The sequence below is a fragment of the Desulfurivibrio alkaliphilus AHT 2 genome (assembly GCF_000092205.1).
Classification (GTDB): domain Bacteria; phylum Desulfobacterota; class Desulfobulbia; order Desulfobulbales; family Desulfurivibrionaceae; genus Desulfurivibrio; species Desulfurivibrio alkaliphilus.
Genome location: NC_014216.1, coordinates 279,576 through 296,873 on the forward strand (window position 1 = coordinate 279,576; position 17,298 = coordinate 296,873).

The window sequence follows — 17,298 nt, forward strand, 5'->3', positions numbered from 1 at the left end:
AAGGTACCGGCACGCCGCGAACCAGATTAATGGTGGTGCCCCCGGCAGGAATCGAACCTGCGACACCAGGATTAGGAATCCTGTGCTCTATCCCCTGAGCTACGGGGGCATTTTGGCCTCCGGACGGCGTCGGCGGCAGCCGCCGACGCCGGGCCTGCAAGGCGTTCTGTTTAGCACAGGGTGGGAAAAAAGACAACAGAACAGAAAGCGGGGCGGCAAATAAGCATTGCCGGTAACGAAAAACAGGCGGGATTTAGATGATGAAACTGGCCAGTGCCGAGCAAATGCGGGCAGGCGACCGGCTTGCCATGGAGATTTTCGGGATCCCCGGGCCGGTGTTGATGGAAAACGCCGGGCGGGCGGTGGTGGAGGTGATGGCCCATCGCTACGGACTGGCCGGCGAGGGAGAAATTGCCGTGCTGGCCGGGCCGGGCAATAACGGGGGCGATGCCCTGGTGATTGCCCGCCACCTTCAGCAATTGGGCGCCCGGCCCTGGGTGGTGCTGCTGGTGGAGCCGGAACGGCTGCAGGGGGATGCCGCCCTCAATTTGCAAATCCTGCGGCAGTTGCCGGTCTCGCTGGAGGTGGTTACCGAAGTTGAGCAGTGGCAAGCCCTGCAGGACCGGCTGCAGGCCTCCCGCCTGGCGGTGGACGGGATTTTCGGCACCGGCCTGAGCCGGGAGCTAAGCGGCCGTTTCCAGGTGGCGGTGGAGTTGTTGAACCGCTTTCCCGGGCCGGTAATTGCGGTGGATGCTCCCTCCGGGCTGGACAGTGATCACGGCCGGGTACTGGGGGCGGCGGTGCGGGCCGACTGCACCGTCACCTTTGCCCTGGCCAAGCCCGGTTTGGTTACCTTTCCCGGCCGGGCGTGGGCCGGCACGGTGGAAGTGGTCGATATCGGTATCCCGCCGGCGGTGTACGACCGGCTGGCGCCGTTTAAAGAGTTATTGACTGCGGCCGAGCTGGCTCCCTGGTTGCCGCGGCGCCGGCCTGTAGACCACAAAGGAAGTTTCGGGCATTTGCTGCTGCTGGCCGGTTCCCGGGGGATGACCGGCGCGGCCCTGCTGGCGGCCCGGGGGGCGTTGCGCAGTGGGGTTGGCCTGGTCAGCGCCTGTGTGCCCCGCGATTTGCTGGTGATTTTTGCCACCGCCTGGCCGGAGTTGATGACCGTGGCCCTACCCAACTCGCCGCTGGCGGCGGGTGCGGAGGACCTGGCAACGGTGCAGGCGGCTCTGGCCGGCAAAAGCGCCCTGGTCTTGGGGCCGGGGCTGGGTACGGCCCCGGCCACCGCCGAACTGGTCCGGCAGCTTTACCGGACGCCGGGAGAGCTGCAGATTCCCCAGGTGTTGGATGCCGACGCCCTGAATATCATGGCTGCGGCCCCGGATTTACTGACCGAACCGCCGGGGCCAAGGGTTTTAACGCCGCATCCGGGGGAAATGGCGCGCCTGCTGGGCATGGCCACCGCCGAGGTACAGGAAAACCGGTGGCAGGCGGCCGCCGAACTGGCCGGCCGCCATGGGGTCTGGGTGGTGCTCAAGGGCGCGGGTACGGTGATTGCCGCTCCCGACGGGCAACTGGCCGTAAGCCCCACCGGCAATCCCGGGATGGCGGCGGGCGGCATGGGTGATGTGCTGGCCGGGCTGATCGGCGGCCTGTTGGCCCAGGGGATGGGGCCATGGCAGGCCGCCTGTCTGGGGGCCTACGCCCATGGCCTGGCCGGTGACCTGCTGGCCGCCGCCGGCGGCCTGGAATTTGGCTTTACCGCGTCAGAACTGGCGGATCGGCTGCCGGCGGCCTTCGGGAGTTTTACCAAAATTTAGCAAAATTCAAGGAGAAACAAGCATGCAACTTGCCAAGGACATCATGACCGCCGAGGTGATTACCGTCAGCCCCGATCTGCCGGTGGAGAAACTGGCTTCCCTGCTATGGGAACGTAGGATCAGCGGAGCTCCGGTGGTGGATGAGCAGGGTGAGCTGGTGGGGGTGGTAACTGAAAGCGACCTGATCGATCAGGCCAAAAAACTGCATATTCCCACCGCCATCGCCGTGCTGGAAGCGGTGATCTACCTGGAACGGGGGCGTAAGGTGGAGGAAGAACTGAATAAAATGGCCGGCAGCACGGTAAAAGACATTTGCACCACCAAACCCGCCACCGTAGCCCCCGATACGCCTTTGGATGAAATCGCCACCGTTATGGCTGAAAAGCATCTGCATACCCTGCCGGTAATGGATCGCGGCAAGCTGGTGGGGGTGGTGGGCAAGGCCGATGTCATCCGGGCCCTGATCAACAAATAAGGTAGGCGATCAGTTACCAAATCATTCCTCGACCACCCGGATCCTGGTCAGACCGCGCAGGGAATTGCCGATAAATACCGCCTCCGCGGTTGCCAGGTCCGCCGGCCGCAGGTTTTGCTCCTGCAGCCGGGGCCGGGGCTGGGTCAGCAGGTGGCGGCGCAGTACGCCGTTCAGCAGGCCGGCACTCACCGGCGGGGTCAGCAGCCGGCCTTGGTGGCGGATAAAGAGATTGCTCACCGCACCTTCCGTCAACTCCCCCCGGGTATTGACAAAAAGCGCTTCACAGTGCCCGGCCGCCAGGGCCGCCTCCCGGTGCCGGTCATAAATATCCCGCTGGCTGGTCTTGTGATAGAGCAGGGGCTGGTCCGGGTCAATGGCCGCCGGGGCAATGACCGCGGTGGGTAATTTGGGCCCGTCGCCCGCCGCCGTTGTTTGGTTTTCGGCCTCGACCAGCTCCTGCCAACTGAAGCAGGGGTGGCCGGCAAAGGGGGCGTGGCTCAACGCCAGGGTGCCGTCCTTGGCCAGGGTCAGCCGCACCCTTTGCGGGCCCAGGGCTGCGGCGGTAAAGCCGTTACCATGGGCCGCCAGCAGCCGCCGGATTTCTTCCGGGTCGGCCTCAAAAGCCAGTCGCTGGGCGGAAGCCAGCAACCTCTGCAAGTGCAGTTCCAGCAGGCGATAGCCCTGATCGGGCTGCCAGAGCATGGTTTCGATGAGCACAAAAGGGGGCGTCGGCCGGCTTAAAAAATTGCCTTTCAGTTTGCACTCCCGCCACTCCTGCTCCGGGTCCGAGTCGTAGACCACCCCGGAGCCGATCCCCATTTCGGCCACCCCCCGGTCCAAGGTAACGGTACGGATGGGGACGTTGAACACCATCTCCTGCTCCGGGCTGATAAAACCGATGGCGCCGGTGTAAACGCCGCGGGGGGCCTGCTCCAGCTCATGGATGATCTCCATGGTCCTGATCTTCGGGGCGCCGGTAACCGAGCCGCAGGGGAACAGGGCCTTAAACAGCTCCGCCAGGCCGGTGTCGGCCTTTAGTTCGCCCCGGATGGTGGAGGTCAACTGGTACAGGGTTTCGTAGCTCTCCAGGGTAAACAGCTCCAGGGTCTCAACGGTGCCGGGGCGGCAGATTCGGCCCAGGTCGTTGCGCAGCAGGTCGACGATCATCACATTTTCGCTGCGATTCTTCCGGTCCGCCGGCAGTTCCGCCGCCCAGCGGGCGTCTTCCTCCGGGGTAAGGCCCCGGCGGCTGGTGCCCTTCATGGGGCGGACCGTGCAGTAATCACCTTGCCGGCGCAGAAAAAGTTCCGGCGACAAGGAAATGATGTGCTCCCCGGCCAGGTTGAGCAAAGCGGCGTAAGAGACCCGCTGGTTGCGGCGCAGGGCGCAGTAAAGGGCGGCGGCGGAACCCCGGCAGGGTAACTGCTGTTTAAAGGTGTAGTTAACCTGGTAGGTATCACCGGCGGCGATATATTCCTTGATCCGCCGGACATTGCGCCGGTATTCCGCCCCGGGCAAGGCCCGCTGCAGCGCCTCGGTTACCAGGCCGGGATCACGTTGCGAGGGAAGGGGCTGTTCGGCCCCGGTGACCGGCAGTTTTTTTGCCAGCACCGCAGCCGGGTCGCGATCGTCCCAGCTGCCTCGCTCGTGGTCATAAACCAGAGGGGCGGCATAGACCCCCAGCACCGCCAGCGGGGCCGGTTGGGCCGTCAGCAGCCGTTGCAGTCTGGGTTCCAGCAGGTAACCGAATTCGTAGGCAAACCAGCCGGCCAGGTAATGACCCTGCTGCAGTTCCGCTTCCAGGGCGGCCAGAAAATCCGCCGCAGAAGTTCCGGGACGTAAGGTCAACATCTTCAGGGGCCGGGCAAAGAGCAGCGAACGGCGGTTCTCCGCCGATAAGCGGGCGCTTTCCAGGAAAACGAAGTTTTCTTCGTCTTCCAGCAAACCCAGCAGTTGGTCAAGTTGTTGGTCGCTAAAGGTCCGGCCGGGCCGGCCTGCGGTGTGCTGTTGGTGCATTCTGGCTTTTTACGGGGTTGCGTGATTCTTGGCAAGTCGTTTATGAGCGTAATCGGGGACAGTTTTCAAAACTGTCCCCTCCTCAAGCCTGGCTGATCGCCCGAAGGTTCGTTGCTGCTGAACGATTACGTGCCTTGCTTATTGATCTTGCGATGGGGAGAGGAATAATTTATAAATTGAGGGTTGGCGTCAACGACCGCTTTGGGTGCTGTTTGGGCGAGTCCATACATTTTAGGAGGGAAACATGCTGATTGAAGACTGGATGGCCAAGAACGTTCTTACCGTGGATGAAAACACTTCTCTGATGCGGGCGACCCGGATAATGAAGGAAAACAACATCCGTCGCCTGCCGGTGGTGTCCCACGGCAAACTGATCGGCATTGTCACCGATCGCGACGTTAAGGACGCTTCGCCGTCCAAAACCGCCACCCTGGATATCCACGAACTCTATTACCTGCTCTCCGAGATGAAGGTCAAGGATGTGATGACCGCCTCTCCCCTGACCCTCAAAGGCAAGGACAGCCTGGAACTGGCGGCGGTGATCATGCTGGAAGACAAGATCTCCGGCCTGCCGGTGGTGGATGAAAGCGGCCGGCTGACCGGCCTGCTCAGCGAGACGGACCTTTTGCGGGCCTTTGTTCGCAGCACCGGCATCAAAGATGGCTCCCGCCGCTATGTTTTCGATTTGCCCGACGCCGCCGGTTCGGTCACCAGGGTCATGGAGAGCCTGCGCCAGTATGACGCCCGGGTGATCAGTATCCTGACCTCGTTTGAAGACGCTCCCGAAGGCCAGAAGCGGGTGTCCATCCGGATTACCATGGACGATGCGGCCCGGGCCGAGGAACTGCACCAGGATCTGCTGGCCAAATTTACGGTGGTTGATTTCGGGATCGACGATATCAAAAACCGTCCCCGCAAAAAGCAGTCCTGAAGTTAAAGGTTGCTAACCTTCCGCCGGCATTTCCTGCAGCTTTTTTAGGCGCGGGGTTTCCGCTGCCGGTGCTGGAGAGAGCAGGGCGGGGGGCAGGTTGTCGATACGAAAGGCCTCCAGGGAAACGCGATTCGGCGTTTCTTCTTCAAAATGGCCCACCGCATGGTCAATCGGCACCAGCACGATTCCGGGCGGGCGGGGAAACTCCTTGCCCGCCAGTTGCGCTTTGGCCCCCTGCATGAAGTGCAGCCAGATCGGGGCGGCGGCCCGGGCTCCGCTTTCGTTGCGACCCAAGGGGCGGGCCCGGTCGAAGCCCATCCAGACGCCGGTCACCAGTTCCGGGCTGTAACCGATGAACCAGGCGTCCATATAACGGTCGGTGGTGCCGGTTTTGCCGGCCACCGGCAGGCCGATGGCCGCCACGCTGCGGCCGGTTCCCTCCCTGACCACCCCTTCCAGCAGCCTGGTGACCTGGTAGGCGGTGCGTTCATCCAGCGCCCGCTGGCCTTTCAGGTTGGCCTGTTCCAGAACCCGGCCGTTGCTGTCCCGGACACTTTTGATGAAGACCGGTGCGTGATAAACCCCGCCATTGGCCAGCGCCCCGTAAGCCGCCGTGAGCTCCATGACGGAAATTTCCGCCGACCCCAGAGCCAGCGACAGGTTGTTGCTCAGCGGGCTGCTGATCCCCATTTGCCGGGCCAGTTTTACCACCGGCGCCAGCCCTATTTCCTGCATGATTTTAACCGAGAGAATATTGCGCGAGTATACCAGGCCGTCCCGCAGGGTGGTGGGCCCGTAAAAGCGGTTGCTGAAGTTTTTCGGTTCCCAGACCCGGCCGCGGTCCGCTCCGGGCAGGCGCAGCGGCTCATCAATAATAACGCTGGCCGGCGTCATCCCATGGTCCAGGGCGGCGGCATAAATGATGGGCTTGAAGGCCGAGCCGGGTTGGCGGCGAGCCTGGGTGGCCCGGTTAAACTGGCTGACGGAGAAATCGGTGCCGCCGCTCACCGCTCGAACCAGCCCGCTGCCGGTTTCCATGGCCAGCAGCGCTGCCTGGGGCTGCTCCTGCTGGGCGGCGGCTCGGCGCTGCCGACGTTCCCAGTTTTGCACGCCCAAGGTAACCGCCGCCGCCGCCCGCTGCTGCAGTTCCTGGTCCAGGCCGGTGTAAACCCGCAGCCCGCCGTTGTATAGCATGTTCCGCCCGTAGGTCTGTTCAATTTGGTTTCTGACCTGCTGGAGAAAGTAGCTGTTTTCCTGGCCATTTTGCCGGGGAGAGGCCCACAGCAGGGGATGCAGGTAGGCCCGTCGGGCGGCGGTGGGGGTTATGTAGGCCTCTTCCGCCATCCGGTTCAAAACATAAGCCTGGCGGCGTTTGGCGGCGGTATAATCCCGGAAGGGGGTATAGCGGCTGGGTGCCTGGGGTAGCCCGGCCAGCAAGGCTGTTTCCGCCAGATTGAGCTCCCGGGCGGGTTTGCCGAAATAGGTCCAGGCGGCCGCTTCCACCCCGTAAGCGCCGCTGCCGAGATAAATGTGGTTAAGATAAATATGAAGAATTTCGTCTTTGTTTAGTTTCTGGTCAATGCGGTAAGCAAGAATCGCTTCGCGTATTTTACGGATATATGTCTTTTCCCTGCTGAGCAGCAAGGCCCGGGCCACCTGCTGGGTGATGGTGCTGCCGCCCTGACGGCGCTCACCGGCCCGCAGGTTGTGAACCAGGGCCCGCACAATGGACCAGCCGTCCACCCCGCTGTGGTCATAAAAACGGGCGTCTTCGGCGGCGATGAAAGCCTGGGGGAGCTGTTCCGGGAGTTTATCCAGGGGGACGACAATGCGGTTTTCGGTAAAAACCCGGTCCACCACCACCCCCTGATGATCATAGATCAGGGTGGTCTGAGCCGGTTGGTAGCTGTCCAGCGAACCGATGTCCGGCAGATCCAGGGTAATGTGGACAAACAGCACCGACCCGAGCAGGCCCGTGAGGCCGCCGGCGATAAAGAGCAAAAAGAGCGAGAGCTGGGTTTGCCGCCAGATGCGCGTTTGTTGTTTACTGGTCCGCTTAGTTGCCACAGGAGCCGGGATACCGAATAGGGTGATTGGGGGGCGGTGGTGGCCGCAACTTATGCAAGTCCCTGTTGTTTGCCTATAGTAACAAGCAATCAGGGATCAGGCAAGCAACGAACGCTGGACGGGCGGAGCTTTTCGGCCTGGTGGTGCGATGAGTTGAAAAGGGCTTGCCGCGAGGGCTGAAAAAAGCCGCCCTGATAAGGGGCGGCTTTTAGCAAACAGTTGTTAGTGCAACTGTTTGCCCCAACTAGGAACGGGGGCCGGCAACGCTGAGCGGAGCCAGCCCCGTGATCACTTGGCGGTAATTACGGTAATTACTTTTGGTGACAGCGGGCGCAGTCGTTGCTGGCGAAAGCCTTGCCGCCTTCCTGGTGGCAGGAGAAGCACAAGTTGCCGCTGTTGTGGTCGGCCATGGTGATTTTAACTTCGCGCTTCATCTGGAAAATACCGGTGTGGCAATCGCCGCAGCTCAAGCCGGCGTCGGCGTGAATCTGGCCGCTGAATACGACCTTACCCATGGGGCCGCCTTCAAACTCTGAGGTGTTACCGGGCATGGACGCAATGGCGGTACCAACGAAAGCCAGGGCGGCCAGAATGGTGATAATGGTGGCAGTAAGTTTCATGTGGTGAATCCTCCTCTCTGTTGTGGTTACTGCTGTCTGATTACACAATTGCCCCTTGGAAAAAGGCCTTAGCTGTTCTACATCTGCCGGTTAATCGACAGTAAGGTTCTATATACGAGTGCCGGGAAGGCGTCAATACAAAAAAAACCGGCGGGCACGGGAAGACCATGTCCGCCGGCAATCTTAATTAAGCGTAGCTGTGCAGGCCGGAAAGCAGGAAATTGACGCCGTAATAGGTGAACAGGGTGGAGGCAAAACCCAGCACCGCCAGCCAGGCGATCTTCTTGCCGGTCCAGCCTCGGGTGTATCGCACATGCAGGGTGGCGGCATAAACAAACCAAGTGATCAGCGACCAGGTTTCTTTAGGGTCCCAACTCCAGTAGGTGCCCCAGGCCGAGTTGGCCCAGATGGCGCCGAAGATCAAACCACCCACGGTGAACCAGAGGAAGCCGAAAAGGATGGTTTTATAGATTACCTCATCGATGGTCTTCAGGGGGGGCAGCGAGGCAAAGACGCCAGTGCCTTCCGGCTGGCCGCTTTTTTCCACGTTACGGGCCTTGGTAAGGTACATCACCGCCACCCCGAAGGCGATGGCAAAGGCGGCATAACCCACAAAGCTGGCAATAACATGGGCGATCAGCCAGTTGCTTTGCAGGGCCGGCATCAGGGGCTTAAGCTGCTGATCCCACTGCGGCCAGTATTCGGCCAAGGCCTGGGACAGAAAGGCAAAGGGCATGGCAAAGGCGCCCAGGGTCTGGTTTTTGTAGAGATACTCCAGGACCAGGTAGGTCAGGGCGATACACCAGGCAAAAAAGACCAGGGATTCGTACATGTTGGAAAAGGGCGCGTAATAGCCGAAGTCCAGCTTGTAGGCCTCATGCCAGCGGATGATGATCCCCATGGTGCTGAGAAGCAGGCCGCCCATGGTAACCAAGGTGGCGGTCAAGCCCAGGGTCTTGTTTTTGGTGCCGAAGACCAGGATGGCAATGTAAAGGAAAGAAGCCGCCAAATAGACAAAGGTGGTTATGCTGAGCAGTTGCGCGCTTTGCATGATTACATACCTCGTTGCTTAGTAATGTACCGAATTACGAATTCGTTCGTCCTAACGTCAAACCTCAGCCGATGCTTTGATCCTGGCGCAGGCGTTGGGCCAGGTCGGCAAAACGTTTATCGAAGGTTTCTTTGTTACGGTTGCTGCCGCCGCAAAGCAGCAGTTGCGCCCCACCTTTGTCGGCGGGCTTCACATAAGCCCACAGCCGGCGGTGTGTGACCATGAAACAGGCATACAGGCCAAGCATCATCAGGCCGCAGCCGGCGTAAACGATCCAGACACCCGGGTCGTTGGCCACCTGCAGGCCGGTGGCGTAACGCTGCTGGATATAAAAACTGTAGTTACCGGCCGGCCGTTGCACGGTCACCGTTTGCTGGTCACGCATGTTGAACACCGAAGGGCTTTCCTCTTGGTCGGAAAACCAGATTTCATACTCGTGCACCCGGCCGGTACGATCACTCATGGTGTTGGTGACCCCGAAAATCAGCCCCTCATCTCTCCACTGAAGTTGGCGGCCCGGCCTGGCCATGAAGGAGCGTTTCGCGCCCGTTTCCCGGTTCTGGATCTCAACCAGGTACTCGGTCAGCGGCTGGTAGCTGGACTGGTAAAAGGTCAGTCCCCGGTGTTTCAGGGGGTGGTTAACCAGGATCGAGGTCCGTAAGGGTCCATCCAGTTCCGGGTCATTGATTACCACATCCGAGCGGAATTCGCGCACCATACCGATGGGATAGTATTTGATGTCGAAATTTTCCAGGTGAATTTCAAAGCCCAAGGGGATAGGCTCGCTGGTTTTCCGTTCGAAGACATGGGCCACCGTTTCTCCTTCGGGAAACATGATGCTGGCCTTGTAGCCGAAAACCGACCCCACCAGGGCGCCGATGAAAATGACCAGGATACCGATGTGCACCAGGTAGGCGCCCAAGCGCGACCAAGCGCCTTTCTGGGCAAACAGCAGCACCCCATTTTCCTGGTCCCGGGATTGCGCTTTCCAGCCGGCGCCGGCCAGCAGGCCTTTTATCTTGTCGGCGGCCACGGTCGGGGAATCCGCCTTCACGCTGAACTCGGCTTTGAGCGGCATTTTCTGCAGCCGCTCGGGAGTGTTGTTGAGGTTGTCCAGTACCACCATCCGCCAGGCGTTGGGCAGCCGGTCGATGCTGCAGACAATGAGGTTGACGCAAAAGATGATCAGCAGGGTAATGAACCACCAGGAACCGTACATGTTGGTGAAGTCCAGCACCTGGAACAGCCGGGCCAGTTCCGGCCCGTATTCTTCGACGTAAAACTCGTGGGAGCGTCCCTGCTGGATAACGGTGCCGATGATCGAGGTGACGGCAATTACAAATATGATGGTAATGGCCAGCTTGACGGAGGCGAAAAATCGCCATACCTGATTTTGTTCTTTAGTCATGGTAACCTGTAGAGCGCTTTTTCAATGATATGAGGTGATGTGGGGGAGCTCCGGGGGTATAATGAAATACGGAGTTTCGGATGGCTTGGCTGGCGCGGCAGCCAAGTCTGATAATGACAGGGTTTTTACAATATTCTCTTGCCCGGTGTCAACAGGAAAAGACCATCGTGGCAGTTGACAATAAAATACTTGTCAAAAAACACCGAAGGAGGTATATGTCCGGGTCTTGTTCCTTAAGGCAAGCCCGATGTCTTCGGGGCGCTGTGCAAGTGAGGATTCCCGATAGTTTACCAGAACCAAATTGTAGCGTGGAGTTTAGATATGTCCAAAGTATGTTCCGTTTGCGGCAAGAAACCGGAAGTAGGCAACAATGTCAGCCATGCCCATAACAAATCACGGCGTCGCTGGTTGCCCAACCTGCAAAGCGTTCGGGTGGCGGTACCCGGCGGCAATACCCGTCGTACCAGGGTTTGCACCCGCTGTTTGCGTTCCGGCGCGGTGGTTAAGTAACTAACCACTTGCCCCTATTTGCGATCGGCGGCGATGATTCCTGCCAGTTGCCGGATGTGTTGGAGGATGCGGTTTAAGTGATCAATTCCTTCCACTTCCAGGACCATGTTAAAGCGGGCCTGGTCGGCGCTGGTGCTGACCTCCAGGTTGGCGATGTTGGCATCGTCGTTGCTGATGGTGCTGGAAAGGGCTGCCAGCAGCCCCTTGCGGTTTTCCCCCACCGCCTGTACTGAGGCCCTGAAGGGGGTCCTGCCGGCTCCGCTCCAGCGCACTCCGATTCTCCTTTCCGACTCTCCCCCCAGCAGGTTGGCGCAGTTGCTCTTGTGTACGGTGATGCCGCGGCCGGTGGTGATGAAGCCGATGATCTCATCCCCGGGCACCGGGCGGCAGCAGTTGGCCAACTTGGTGGGAATGCCGGTGGCCCCTTCGACGATGACCGCCTCTTCTCCGCCCTTGCCACTCCTTTTCGCCTGACGTTTCTGGACCTGTTCCAGCAGGGCACTTTCCTGGTCTTCGGCCTCTTCTTCCCGGCGCAACTCCTCCGGTTGCAGCACCCGGGTAAGGGCGCCCATGCTGAGCTTGCCGGAGCCGACCTTGCGCAGCAGTTCATCCAGGGAGTTGCAGGCCAGCTCTTTGAGTAACTCCTGCAGGTGCCCGGTTTTGATCAGTTTCTTCAGGCTGATGTCATGTTTGCGCAGCTCGCGTTCGCAGATTTCCCGGCCCTTTTCAAGCTCGCGCTCCCGCTGTTCCTGGTTGAGCCATTGCCGGATGCGGTTGCGGGCCCGGCTGGTTTTCACGATATGGAGCCAGTTGCGGCTGGGCTTCTGGTTGGGGGAGGTGATGATCTCCACCACGTCGCCGTTTTTCAGCGGCGTGCGCAGCGGGGCGATCTGGCCGTTGATCTTGGCCCCGCTGCAGCGGTTGCCCACCTCGGTATGCACGCTGTAGGCGAAATCAACCGGCGTGCTGCCCCTGGGAAAACCTTTGACCTCGCCGTTGGGGGTCAGTACGTAAATATCATCCTCGTACAGCTCACCCTTGACCGTTTCCAGCAGCTCCTTGGGATCTTCCAGCTCCTGGAGCATGGCCACCAGTTGCTTGAGCCACTTGAACAATTTAACGTCCTGGGGGCTGGCGGCCTGGCCTTCCTTGTAGGCCCAGTGGGCGGCAATGCCCTCGGCGGCGATGCGGTCCATCTCTTCGGTGCGGATCTGGATCTCCATGAAATCACCGTTGGGGCCGATCACCGAGGTGTGCACCGACTGGTAGCCGTTGGCCTTGGGGTGGCTGATGAAGTCTTTGAAACGGCCGTCGATGGGCGGCCACAGGGAGTGAATGACCCCCAGGGCCTGGTAGCACTCCTTGACATCGCCCACGATGATCCGGAAGGCTACTTTGTCGTAAACCTTGTCGATGGTGATATTCTGCACCAGCAGTTTTTTGTGGATGCTGTACAGGTGCTTGGGGCGTCCCAGGATACGGAAGTTTGTCAGGCCGCTGTCGCGCAGATGATGGGTCAGCAGGCCCTTGATCCGCTCCACGTAGGCTTCGCGGTCCGGCAGCGAGGTCTGGATCTTGGACATCAGGTAGCGGTAGGCCTCGGGTTGCAGGTGGGAAAAGGCCAGGTCTTCGAGTTCCCGCTTGATCCAGTCGATCCCCAAGCGGCCGGCCAAAGGGGCGTACAGATCCATGGTTTCCTGGGCGATCTCCCTGCGGCTCTCCTCGTCGCTGATATTCAGGGTCTGCATGTCGTGCAGGCGATCGGCCAGGCGGACCAGCAGCACCCGGATGTCGGTGGCCATGGCCAGCAGCATCTTGCGGATGTTTTCCGCCTGATAGGCCAGGCGGTTGTTGAACTGCACCGCGGTGATCCGGGTGGCGCCGGCGACAATGCCGGCCACATCCTCGCCGAACTCCTCCCGCAGCTTGGCCTGGCTTACCGGGTGCTCCTTTTGCTTCAAAATACCGTGCAGCAGCCCGGCGGTGAGGGTGGCGACATCCAGCCGCATGGCGGTCAGAATCTCGGTGACGGCCAGCACGTGCTCCAGGTAAGGGTGCCCGGAGTAACGGTGGCGGGTGCCCTTGTGGACCTTCTTGGCCAGGGCATAGGCCAGGCGCAGAGGCTGCAGATCCTCCTCGGGCATGTAACCGGCGGCCTGGCGAAGGATATCGTCGATGCCGGTGAGCGGTGGTTGCTGGGCTTGCGGTTTGGCTTTAGTCATGGTCCTGGCTGGTACTGGTTAAGGCCGCCGCCACCATCTCCTTGATTACCGCCTCGGCGGCGGCGGGGGTGGCTTCGCTGGTCTGGCCGTCGGCCCGGGTGCGGATCTCCAGCAGGCCGTCGTTCTTGAAGCGTTTGCCCACCATCAGGCGGATGGGAATACCGATCAGGTCGGCGTCCTTGAATTTGCTGCCGGGCCGTTCGTCGCGGTCGTCCAGCAGCACCTCAATGCCGTCGGCGGTAAGCGCCTGGTAAAGCCTTTCGGCCTCGGCGCTGATCACCTCGTCTTTGGGGGTAAGGTTGAGCAGGATTACCTGGAAGGGGGCGATGGGCAGGGGGAAGATCATCCCGTCGCGGTCGTGGTTCTGCTCAATGGCCGCCGCCACCGTGCGGCTGACCCCGATGCCGAAACAGCCCATCACAAAATGGCGGCTCTGTCCCTGGTCATCCAGGAAGGTGGCGTTCAGGGCCTCGCTGTAGTTCGTTCCCAGCTTGAAGATGTGGCCCACCTCGATACCGCGGGTTAAGGCCAGCCTGCCGCCGCAGCGGGGGCAGCGGTCATCCTCGTTGACCATGCGGATGTCGCCCCGGTGGTTCGGGGAGAAGTCACGCTCCAGGTTGACATTGACCAGGTGCTGATCGCTTTCATTGGCCCCGGTGACGAAGTTGACCATGCCGGCCACCGCTTCATCCATCACCAGGGGGATTTTCAGCCCCACCGGGCCCAGGTATCCCGCCGGCGCCCCGGTCAGTCCCAGAATTTTGTCGTCTTCCGCCAGCTCCACCTCCTGGGCGTTAAGCAGGTTCTGCAGTTTCACCGGCTGTACTTCGTGGTCGCCTCGTAACAATACCGCCACCGGTTGGCCGTCGGCCAGGTAGATCATGGTCTTGACCAGGTTTTCCTGGGGAATCTGCAGAAACTCGCAGACCTCGGTGACCGTTTTGCGGCCCGGGGTGGCAACCTTTTCCAGCGTTTTGGGCGCCTCGCTGCGACCGGCCTCGTCCGGGTTGGCGGTGGCCTTCTCCAGGTTGGCGGCGTAATCGCAGTGCTGGCAGATCACCACCACATCCTCGCCGGTGGCGGCCAGAACCATGAACTCATGGGAAAAACTGCCGCCGATGGTGCCGGTGTCGGCCTCCACCGCCCGGAAGGCGAGGCCGCAGCGGCTAAAGATGCGCTGGTAGGCATCATACATTTTCCGGTAGGTCAGTTCGGCTCCGGCCTCGTCCAGATCAAAGCTGTAGCCGTCTTTCATGATAAACTCCCGGCCGCGCATCAGGCCGAAACGGGGGCGGATCTCGTCGCGAAACTTGGTTTGCACCTGGTACAGGTTCACCGGTAGCTGGCGGTAAGAGTGAATGTTCATCCGTACCAGGTCGGTGATCACCTCCTCGTGGGTGGGTCCCAGGCAGGATTCCCGCTGGTGGCGGTCCTTGAAGCGCAGCAACTCCGGGCCGTATTTCTCCCAGCGCCCCGACTCCCGCCAGAGATCGGCGGGCTGCACCATGGGCAGCAGCAGCTCCTGGGCCCCGGCCCGGTTCATCTCCTCGCGCACGATCTGTTCCACCTTGCGGATGGCGGCCAGCCCCAGGGGCAGGTAAGAGTAAACCCCGGCGGTGAGCTTGCGGATAAAACCGCCCCGCAGCATCAGTTTGTGGCTGATAACCTCGGCCTCGGCCGGGTCTTCCTTAAGGGTGGGCAGCAGCAGTTGAGAAAAACGCATGGCGGTGATCCTTAGTCTTAGTGTTCGTATTCCCGGGTCATCTGCTCGATTTCGGCTAAAAAAACGGCCAGCAGTTGGGCCTCCGGTACTTTTTTGTAGATTTTACCCTTTTTGAAAATTATGCCTACCCCGTGGCCGCCGGCTACTCCGATATCGGCTTCGCGGGCCTCGCCGGGCCCGTTGACCACGCAACCCATAACGGCAATTTTCAGCGGGGTGTCGATTTTCTGGATATAACGCTCAACCTCCTCGGCCAGGCCGAACAGGTTGACCTGGCAGCGGCCGCAGGTGGGGCAGGAGATCAACTCCGGCCCGCGCTGGCGCAGGTGCAGGCTGCGCAGCAGTTCGTAGGCCACCCGGATTTCCTCCACCGGATCGCGGGTCAGGGAAATGCGAAAAGTATCGCCGATGCCCTCGTGCAGCAAAATCCCCAAAGCCACGCTGGACTTAACGGTGCCGGCAATCAACCCGCCGGCCTCGGTGACCCCCAGGTGCAAGGGGTAATCGCAGCTGTTGCTCAGTTGCCGGTAAGCCTCGATGGTGGTCAAAACATCGGATGATTTCAAAGAAATTTTAAGCTCATGAAAGCCCAGTCGCTCCAGCTTTTCCACGTTGCGCCGGGCGCTTTCCACCAGGGCGGCGGGGGTTGGGCGGCCGTGACGGGCCAGGATGTCCTTTTCCAGCGACCCGGCGTTGACGCCCACCCGGATCGCCACCCCATGCGCCTTGGCGGCGGCGGCTACCCGGGCCAACTTGTCCTCTCCCCCCAGGTTGCCGGGGTTGATCCGGATCCCCTGGGCGCCGTGTTCCATGGCGGCAATGGCCAGCCGGTGGTCAAAATGGATGTCGGCAATCAGGGGAATGCCTATCTGCTCCCGGATCGCTTTAATGGCTGCGGCCGCCTCCAGATCCAGCACCGCCACCCGGATAATCTCGCAGCCCGCCTCCTCCAGCCCTTTGATCTGGGCCACGGTGGTTTCAACGTTACGGGTGTCGGTGTTGGTCATGGATTGCACGGCAATGGGAGCATCGCCGCCAATGGCCACCGGTCCTACCCGGATCTGTCTGGTCTTTTTTCTGGGCCGCATAACCAATCCATTATACCTGCTAACCTTGAAAATGCACCCGGAAAGCCGGAGTCGCCAGGACTTTCCTGAAGCACCGGTAAAAAAAGAGGATCGTTTTTTTACCGAGCACTACAGGATAAAAGGGATAAACATTTTGGTGCGGTGCATGTACTGCCGGTATTCTTCTCCGAAATACGCAATATTTTCCTGCTCTTCGATTAATGCCGTATAAATGCAGGTTATGGTGCCAACCAGGGCGACCAGCAACAGGCCTGGCTCGGGGTTTTTTAGCAATAACCCCCAGGTAAGGCATAAAAGAGATAGATACATGGGGTGGCGAATGTAACGAAACAAGCCAACTTCAACCAGTGACGTGGTTTTTTCAAACCCAAACAACGTTTCATCTTTTCGCTTGCCGCTTATTTTTCCATGTTGAAGCATGACGCTTAGAGAAGAAAGAACAATTAACAGGGCAGCGATAAGCAAAGCGGTGGCCGGCGAAAAGCCCAGAATGGCCTTGCTCTCGGTCGGCTGGTTGATGTTGTTGACTCCTATCCAGAGAATGCATTCCCAGGTGATAAACCTGTATACGCCATGTCTCCTGAGGTTAAATAAGGCTCTCCAGGAAAGAAAAACCAAGGGGATGGACAAAACGGCAAACAAAACTATTTCCAGCATGGGAAGAACCTCTGCCTCAAAACAGCATCATTACCCAGGAAGTGCCAAGGGACGACGGTGTTTTTGATTGACAACTCCGGTCGGCCTGAGGCACCATTTCCTGAACTTATGAGGCCGTTTAGTGGCCAGGAAAAGGTTGCCATGTACGGGAATTCTTCATCAATCGTTTACAACTTAAAAACACCAAAGCGAGAGGTTACAAAATGCTCAGCCAGAAAATGGAAACCGCCCTTAACCAGCAAGTAAATGCCGAACTTTACTCTTCCTACCTCTATCTCTCAATGTCTGCTTTTTTCAGCGGGCTCAACCTGGGTGGCAGTGCGCACTGGATGCGCCTGCAAGCCCAGGAGGAGCTGAACCATGCCCTGAAGATCTATGATTTCGTCAATGAGCGGGGAGGGCGGGTAGAGTTGAGCGGCATCGAAGCTCCGCTTCATCAGTGGGACTCCCCCACCGCCGTTTTTGAAGAGGTTCTGCGCCATGAACAAAAAGTAACCGGGTTAATCAATGATCTGGTCGATCTGGCGATCGCTGAAAAGGATCATGCCACCAATAACTTTCTGCAATGGTTCGTGGCTGAGCAGGTAGAAGAGGAAGCCAGCGCCAATGAGGTATTGCAGAAAATGCAACTGGCGGTCAGAGAGGGCGGGCTGTTTATCCTGGATCAGGAACTGGCTAAACGGGTACCGCCTCCGACCGCTCAGTAA

The 17,298-nt window shown here is 59.9% G+C and carries 14 protein-coding genes and 1 tRNA gene; 5 read left to right on the plus strand and 10 right to left on the minus strand.

The annotated features are described in order from the left end of the window. Positions 1 to 33: 33 nt before the first annotated feature. Positions 34 to 109: transfer RNA gene (locus DAAHT2_RS01250), tRNA-Arg, on the minus strand. Between the two features lie 148 nt (positions 110 to 257). Here DAAHT2_RS01250 and DAAHT2_RS01255 point away from each other — a divergent pair. Beyond that, positions 258 to 1,823: an NAD(P)H-hydrate dehydratase gene (locus tag DAAHT2_RS01255; protein ID WP_218915026.1), complete on the plus strand. Its 1,566-nt coding sequence runs from the start codon at positions 258 to 260 to the stop codon at positions 1,821 to 1,823. 22 nt (positions 1,824 to 1,845) lie between these two features. Beyond that, positions 1,846 to 2,298: a CBS domain-containing protein gene (locus tag DAAHT2_RS01260; protein WP_013162485.1), complete on the plus strand. Its 453-nt coding sequence runs from the start codon at positions 1,846 to 1,848 to the stop codon at positions 2,296 to 2,298. A 21-nt stretch (positions 2,299 to 2,319) separates the two neighbouring features. Here DAAHT2_RS01260 and pabB read toward each other — a convergent pair whose 3' ends face one another. Further along, a complete protein-coding gene (gene pabB, locus DAAHT2_RS01265; RefSeq protein ID WP_013162486.1) occupies positions 2,320 to 4,314 on the minus strand; it encodes an aminodeoxychorismate synthase component I in 1,995 nt (664 codons plus the stop codon). A gap of 244 nt (positions 4,315 to 4,558) precedes the next feature. On the opposite strand from pabB, the gene DAAHT2_RS01270 reads away from it, so the two are divergent. Continuing rightward, positions 4,559 to 5,245 (plus strand): CBS and ACT domain-containing protein, encoded by a 687-nt coding sequence (locus DAAHT2_RS01270; RefSeq protein ID WP_013162487.1) that lies wholly within the window; start codon positions 4,559 to 4,561, stop codon positions 5,243 to 5,245. A gap of 12 nt (positions 5,246 to 5,257) precedes the next feature. Here the strand turns inward: DAAHT2_RS01270 and DAAHT2_RS01275 are convergent, their stop codons facing one another. From DAAHT2_RS01275 to resB, 4 genes are all read right to left on the minus strand, one after another. After that, positions 5,258 to 7,312 (minus strand): penicillin-binding protein 1A, encoded by a 2,055-nt coding sequence (locus tag DAAHT2_RS01275; RefSeq protein ID WP_013162488.1) that lies wholly within the window; start codon positions 7,310 to 7,312, stop codon positions 5,258 to 5,260. A 311-nt stretch (positions 7,313 to 7,623) separates the two neighbouring features. Further along, on the minus strand, positions 7,624 to 7,932 hold the full coding sequence (locus DAAHT2_RS01280) for a c(7)-type cytochrome triheme domain-containing protein (protein ID WP_013162489.1): 309 nt from the start codon (positions 7,930 to 7,932) through the stop codon (positions 7,624 to 7,626). A 187-nt stretch (positions 7,933 to 8,119) separates the two neighbouring features. Beyond that, positions 8,120 to 8,983, minus strand: coding sequence for a c-type cytochrome biogenesis protein CcsB (gene ccsB, locus DAAHT2_RS01285; protein ID WP_013162490.1), 864 nt, complete (start codon positions 8,981 to 8,983; stop codon positions 8,120 to 8,122). Between the two features lie 64 nt (positions 8,984 to 9,047). Continuing rightward, positions 9,048 to 10,391, minus strand: a complete 1,344-nt coding sequence (resB, locus tag DAAHT2_RS01290) for a cytochrome c biogenesis protein ResB (protein ID WP_013162491.1) — start codon at positions 10,389 to 10,391, stop codon at positions 9,048 to 9,050. 321 nt (positions 10,392 to 10,712) lie between these two features. Between resB and rpmB the strand changes: the two genes are divergently transcribed. After that, the gene (rpmB, locus tag DAAHT2_RS14165) at positions 10,713 to 10,901 is read left to right on the plus strand and encodes a 50S ribosomal protein L28 (RefSeq protein WP_013162492.1); all 189 of its coding nucleotides are present in this window, start codon (positions 10,713 to 10,715) and stop codon (positions 10,899 to 10,901) included. A 14-nt stretch (positions 10,902 to 10,915) separates the two neighbouring features. Here rpmB and DAAHT2_RS01295 read toward each other — a convergent pair whose 3' ends face one another. From DAAHT2_RS01295 to DAAHT2_RS01310, 4 genes are all read right to left on the minus strand, one after another. Beyond that, positions 10,916 to 13,123, minus strand: a complete 2,208-nt coding sequence (locus DAAHT2_RS01295; protein WP_013162493.1) for a RelA/SpoT family protein — start codon at positions 13,121 to 13,123, stop codon at positions 10,916 to 10,918. Next, a complete protein-coding gene (locus DAAHT2_RS01300; protein ID WP_013162494.1) occupies positions 13,116 to 14,846 on the minus strand; it encodes a proline--tRNA ligase in 1,731 nt (576 codons plus the stop codon). The genes DAAHT2_RS01295 and DAAHT2_RS01300 overlap by 8 nt, the downstream gene beginning before the upstream one ends. Positions 14,847 to 14,863: 17 nt before the next feature. Then, positions 14,864 to 15,934: a flavodoxin-dependent (E)-4-hydroxy-3-methylbut-2-enyl-diphosphate synthase gene (gene ispG, locus DAAHT2_RS01305; RefSeq protein WP_013162495.1), complete on the minus strand. Its 1,071-nt coding sequence runs from the start codon at positions 15,932 to 15,934 to the stop codon at positions 14,864 to 14,866. Positions 15,935 to 16,042: 108 nt separating this feature from the next. Next, positions 16,043 to 16,591, minus strand: a complete 549-nt coding sequence (locus DAAHT2_RS01310) for a methyltransferase family protein (RefSeq protein WP_013162496.1) — start codon at positions 16,589 to 16,591, stop codon at positions 16,043 to 16,045. 203 nt (positions 16,592 to 16,794) lie between these two features. On the opposite strand from DAAHT2_RS01310, the gene DAAHT2_RS01315 reads away from it, so the two are divergent. Then, positions 16,795 to 17,298 (plus strand): ferritin, encoded by a 504-nt coding sequence (locus tag DAAHT2_RS01315; RefSeq protein ID WP_013162497.1) that lies wholly within the window; start codon positions 16,795 to 16,797, stop codon positions 17,296 to 17,298.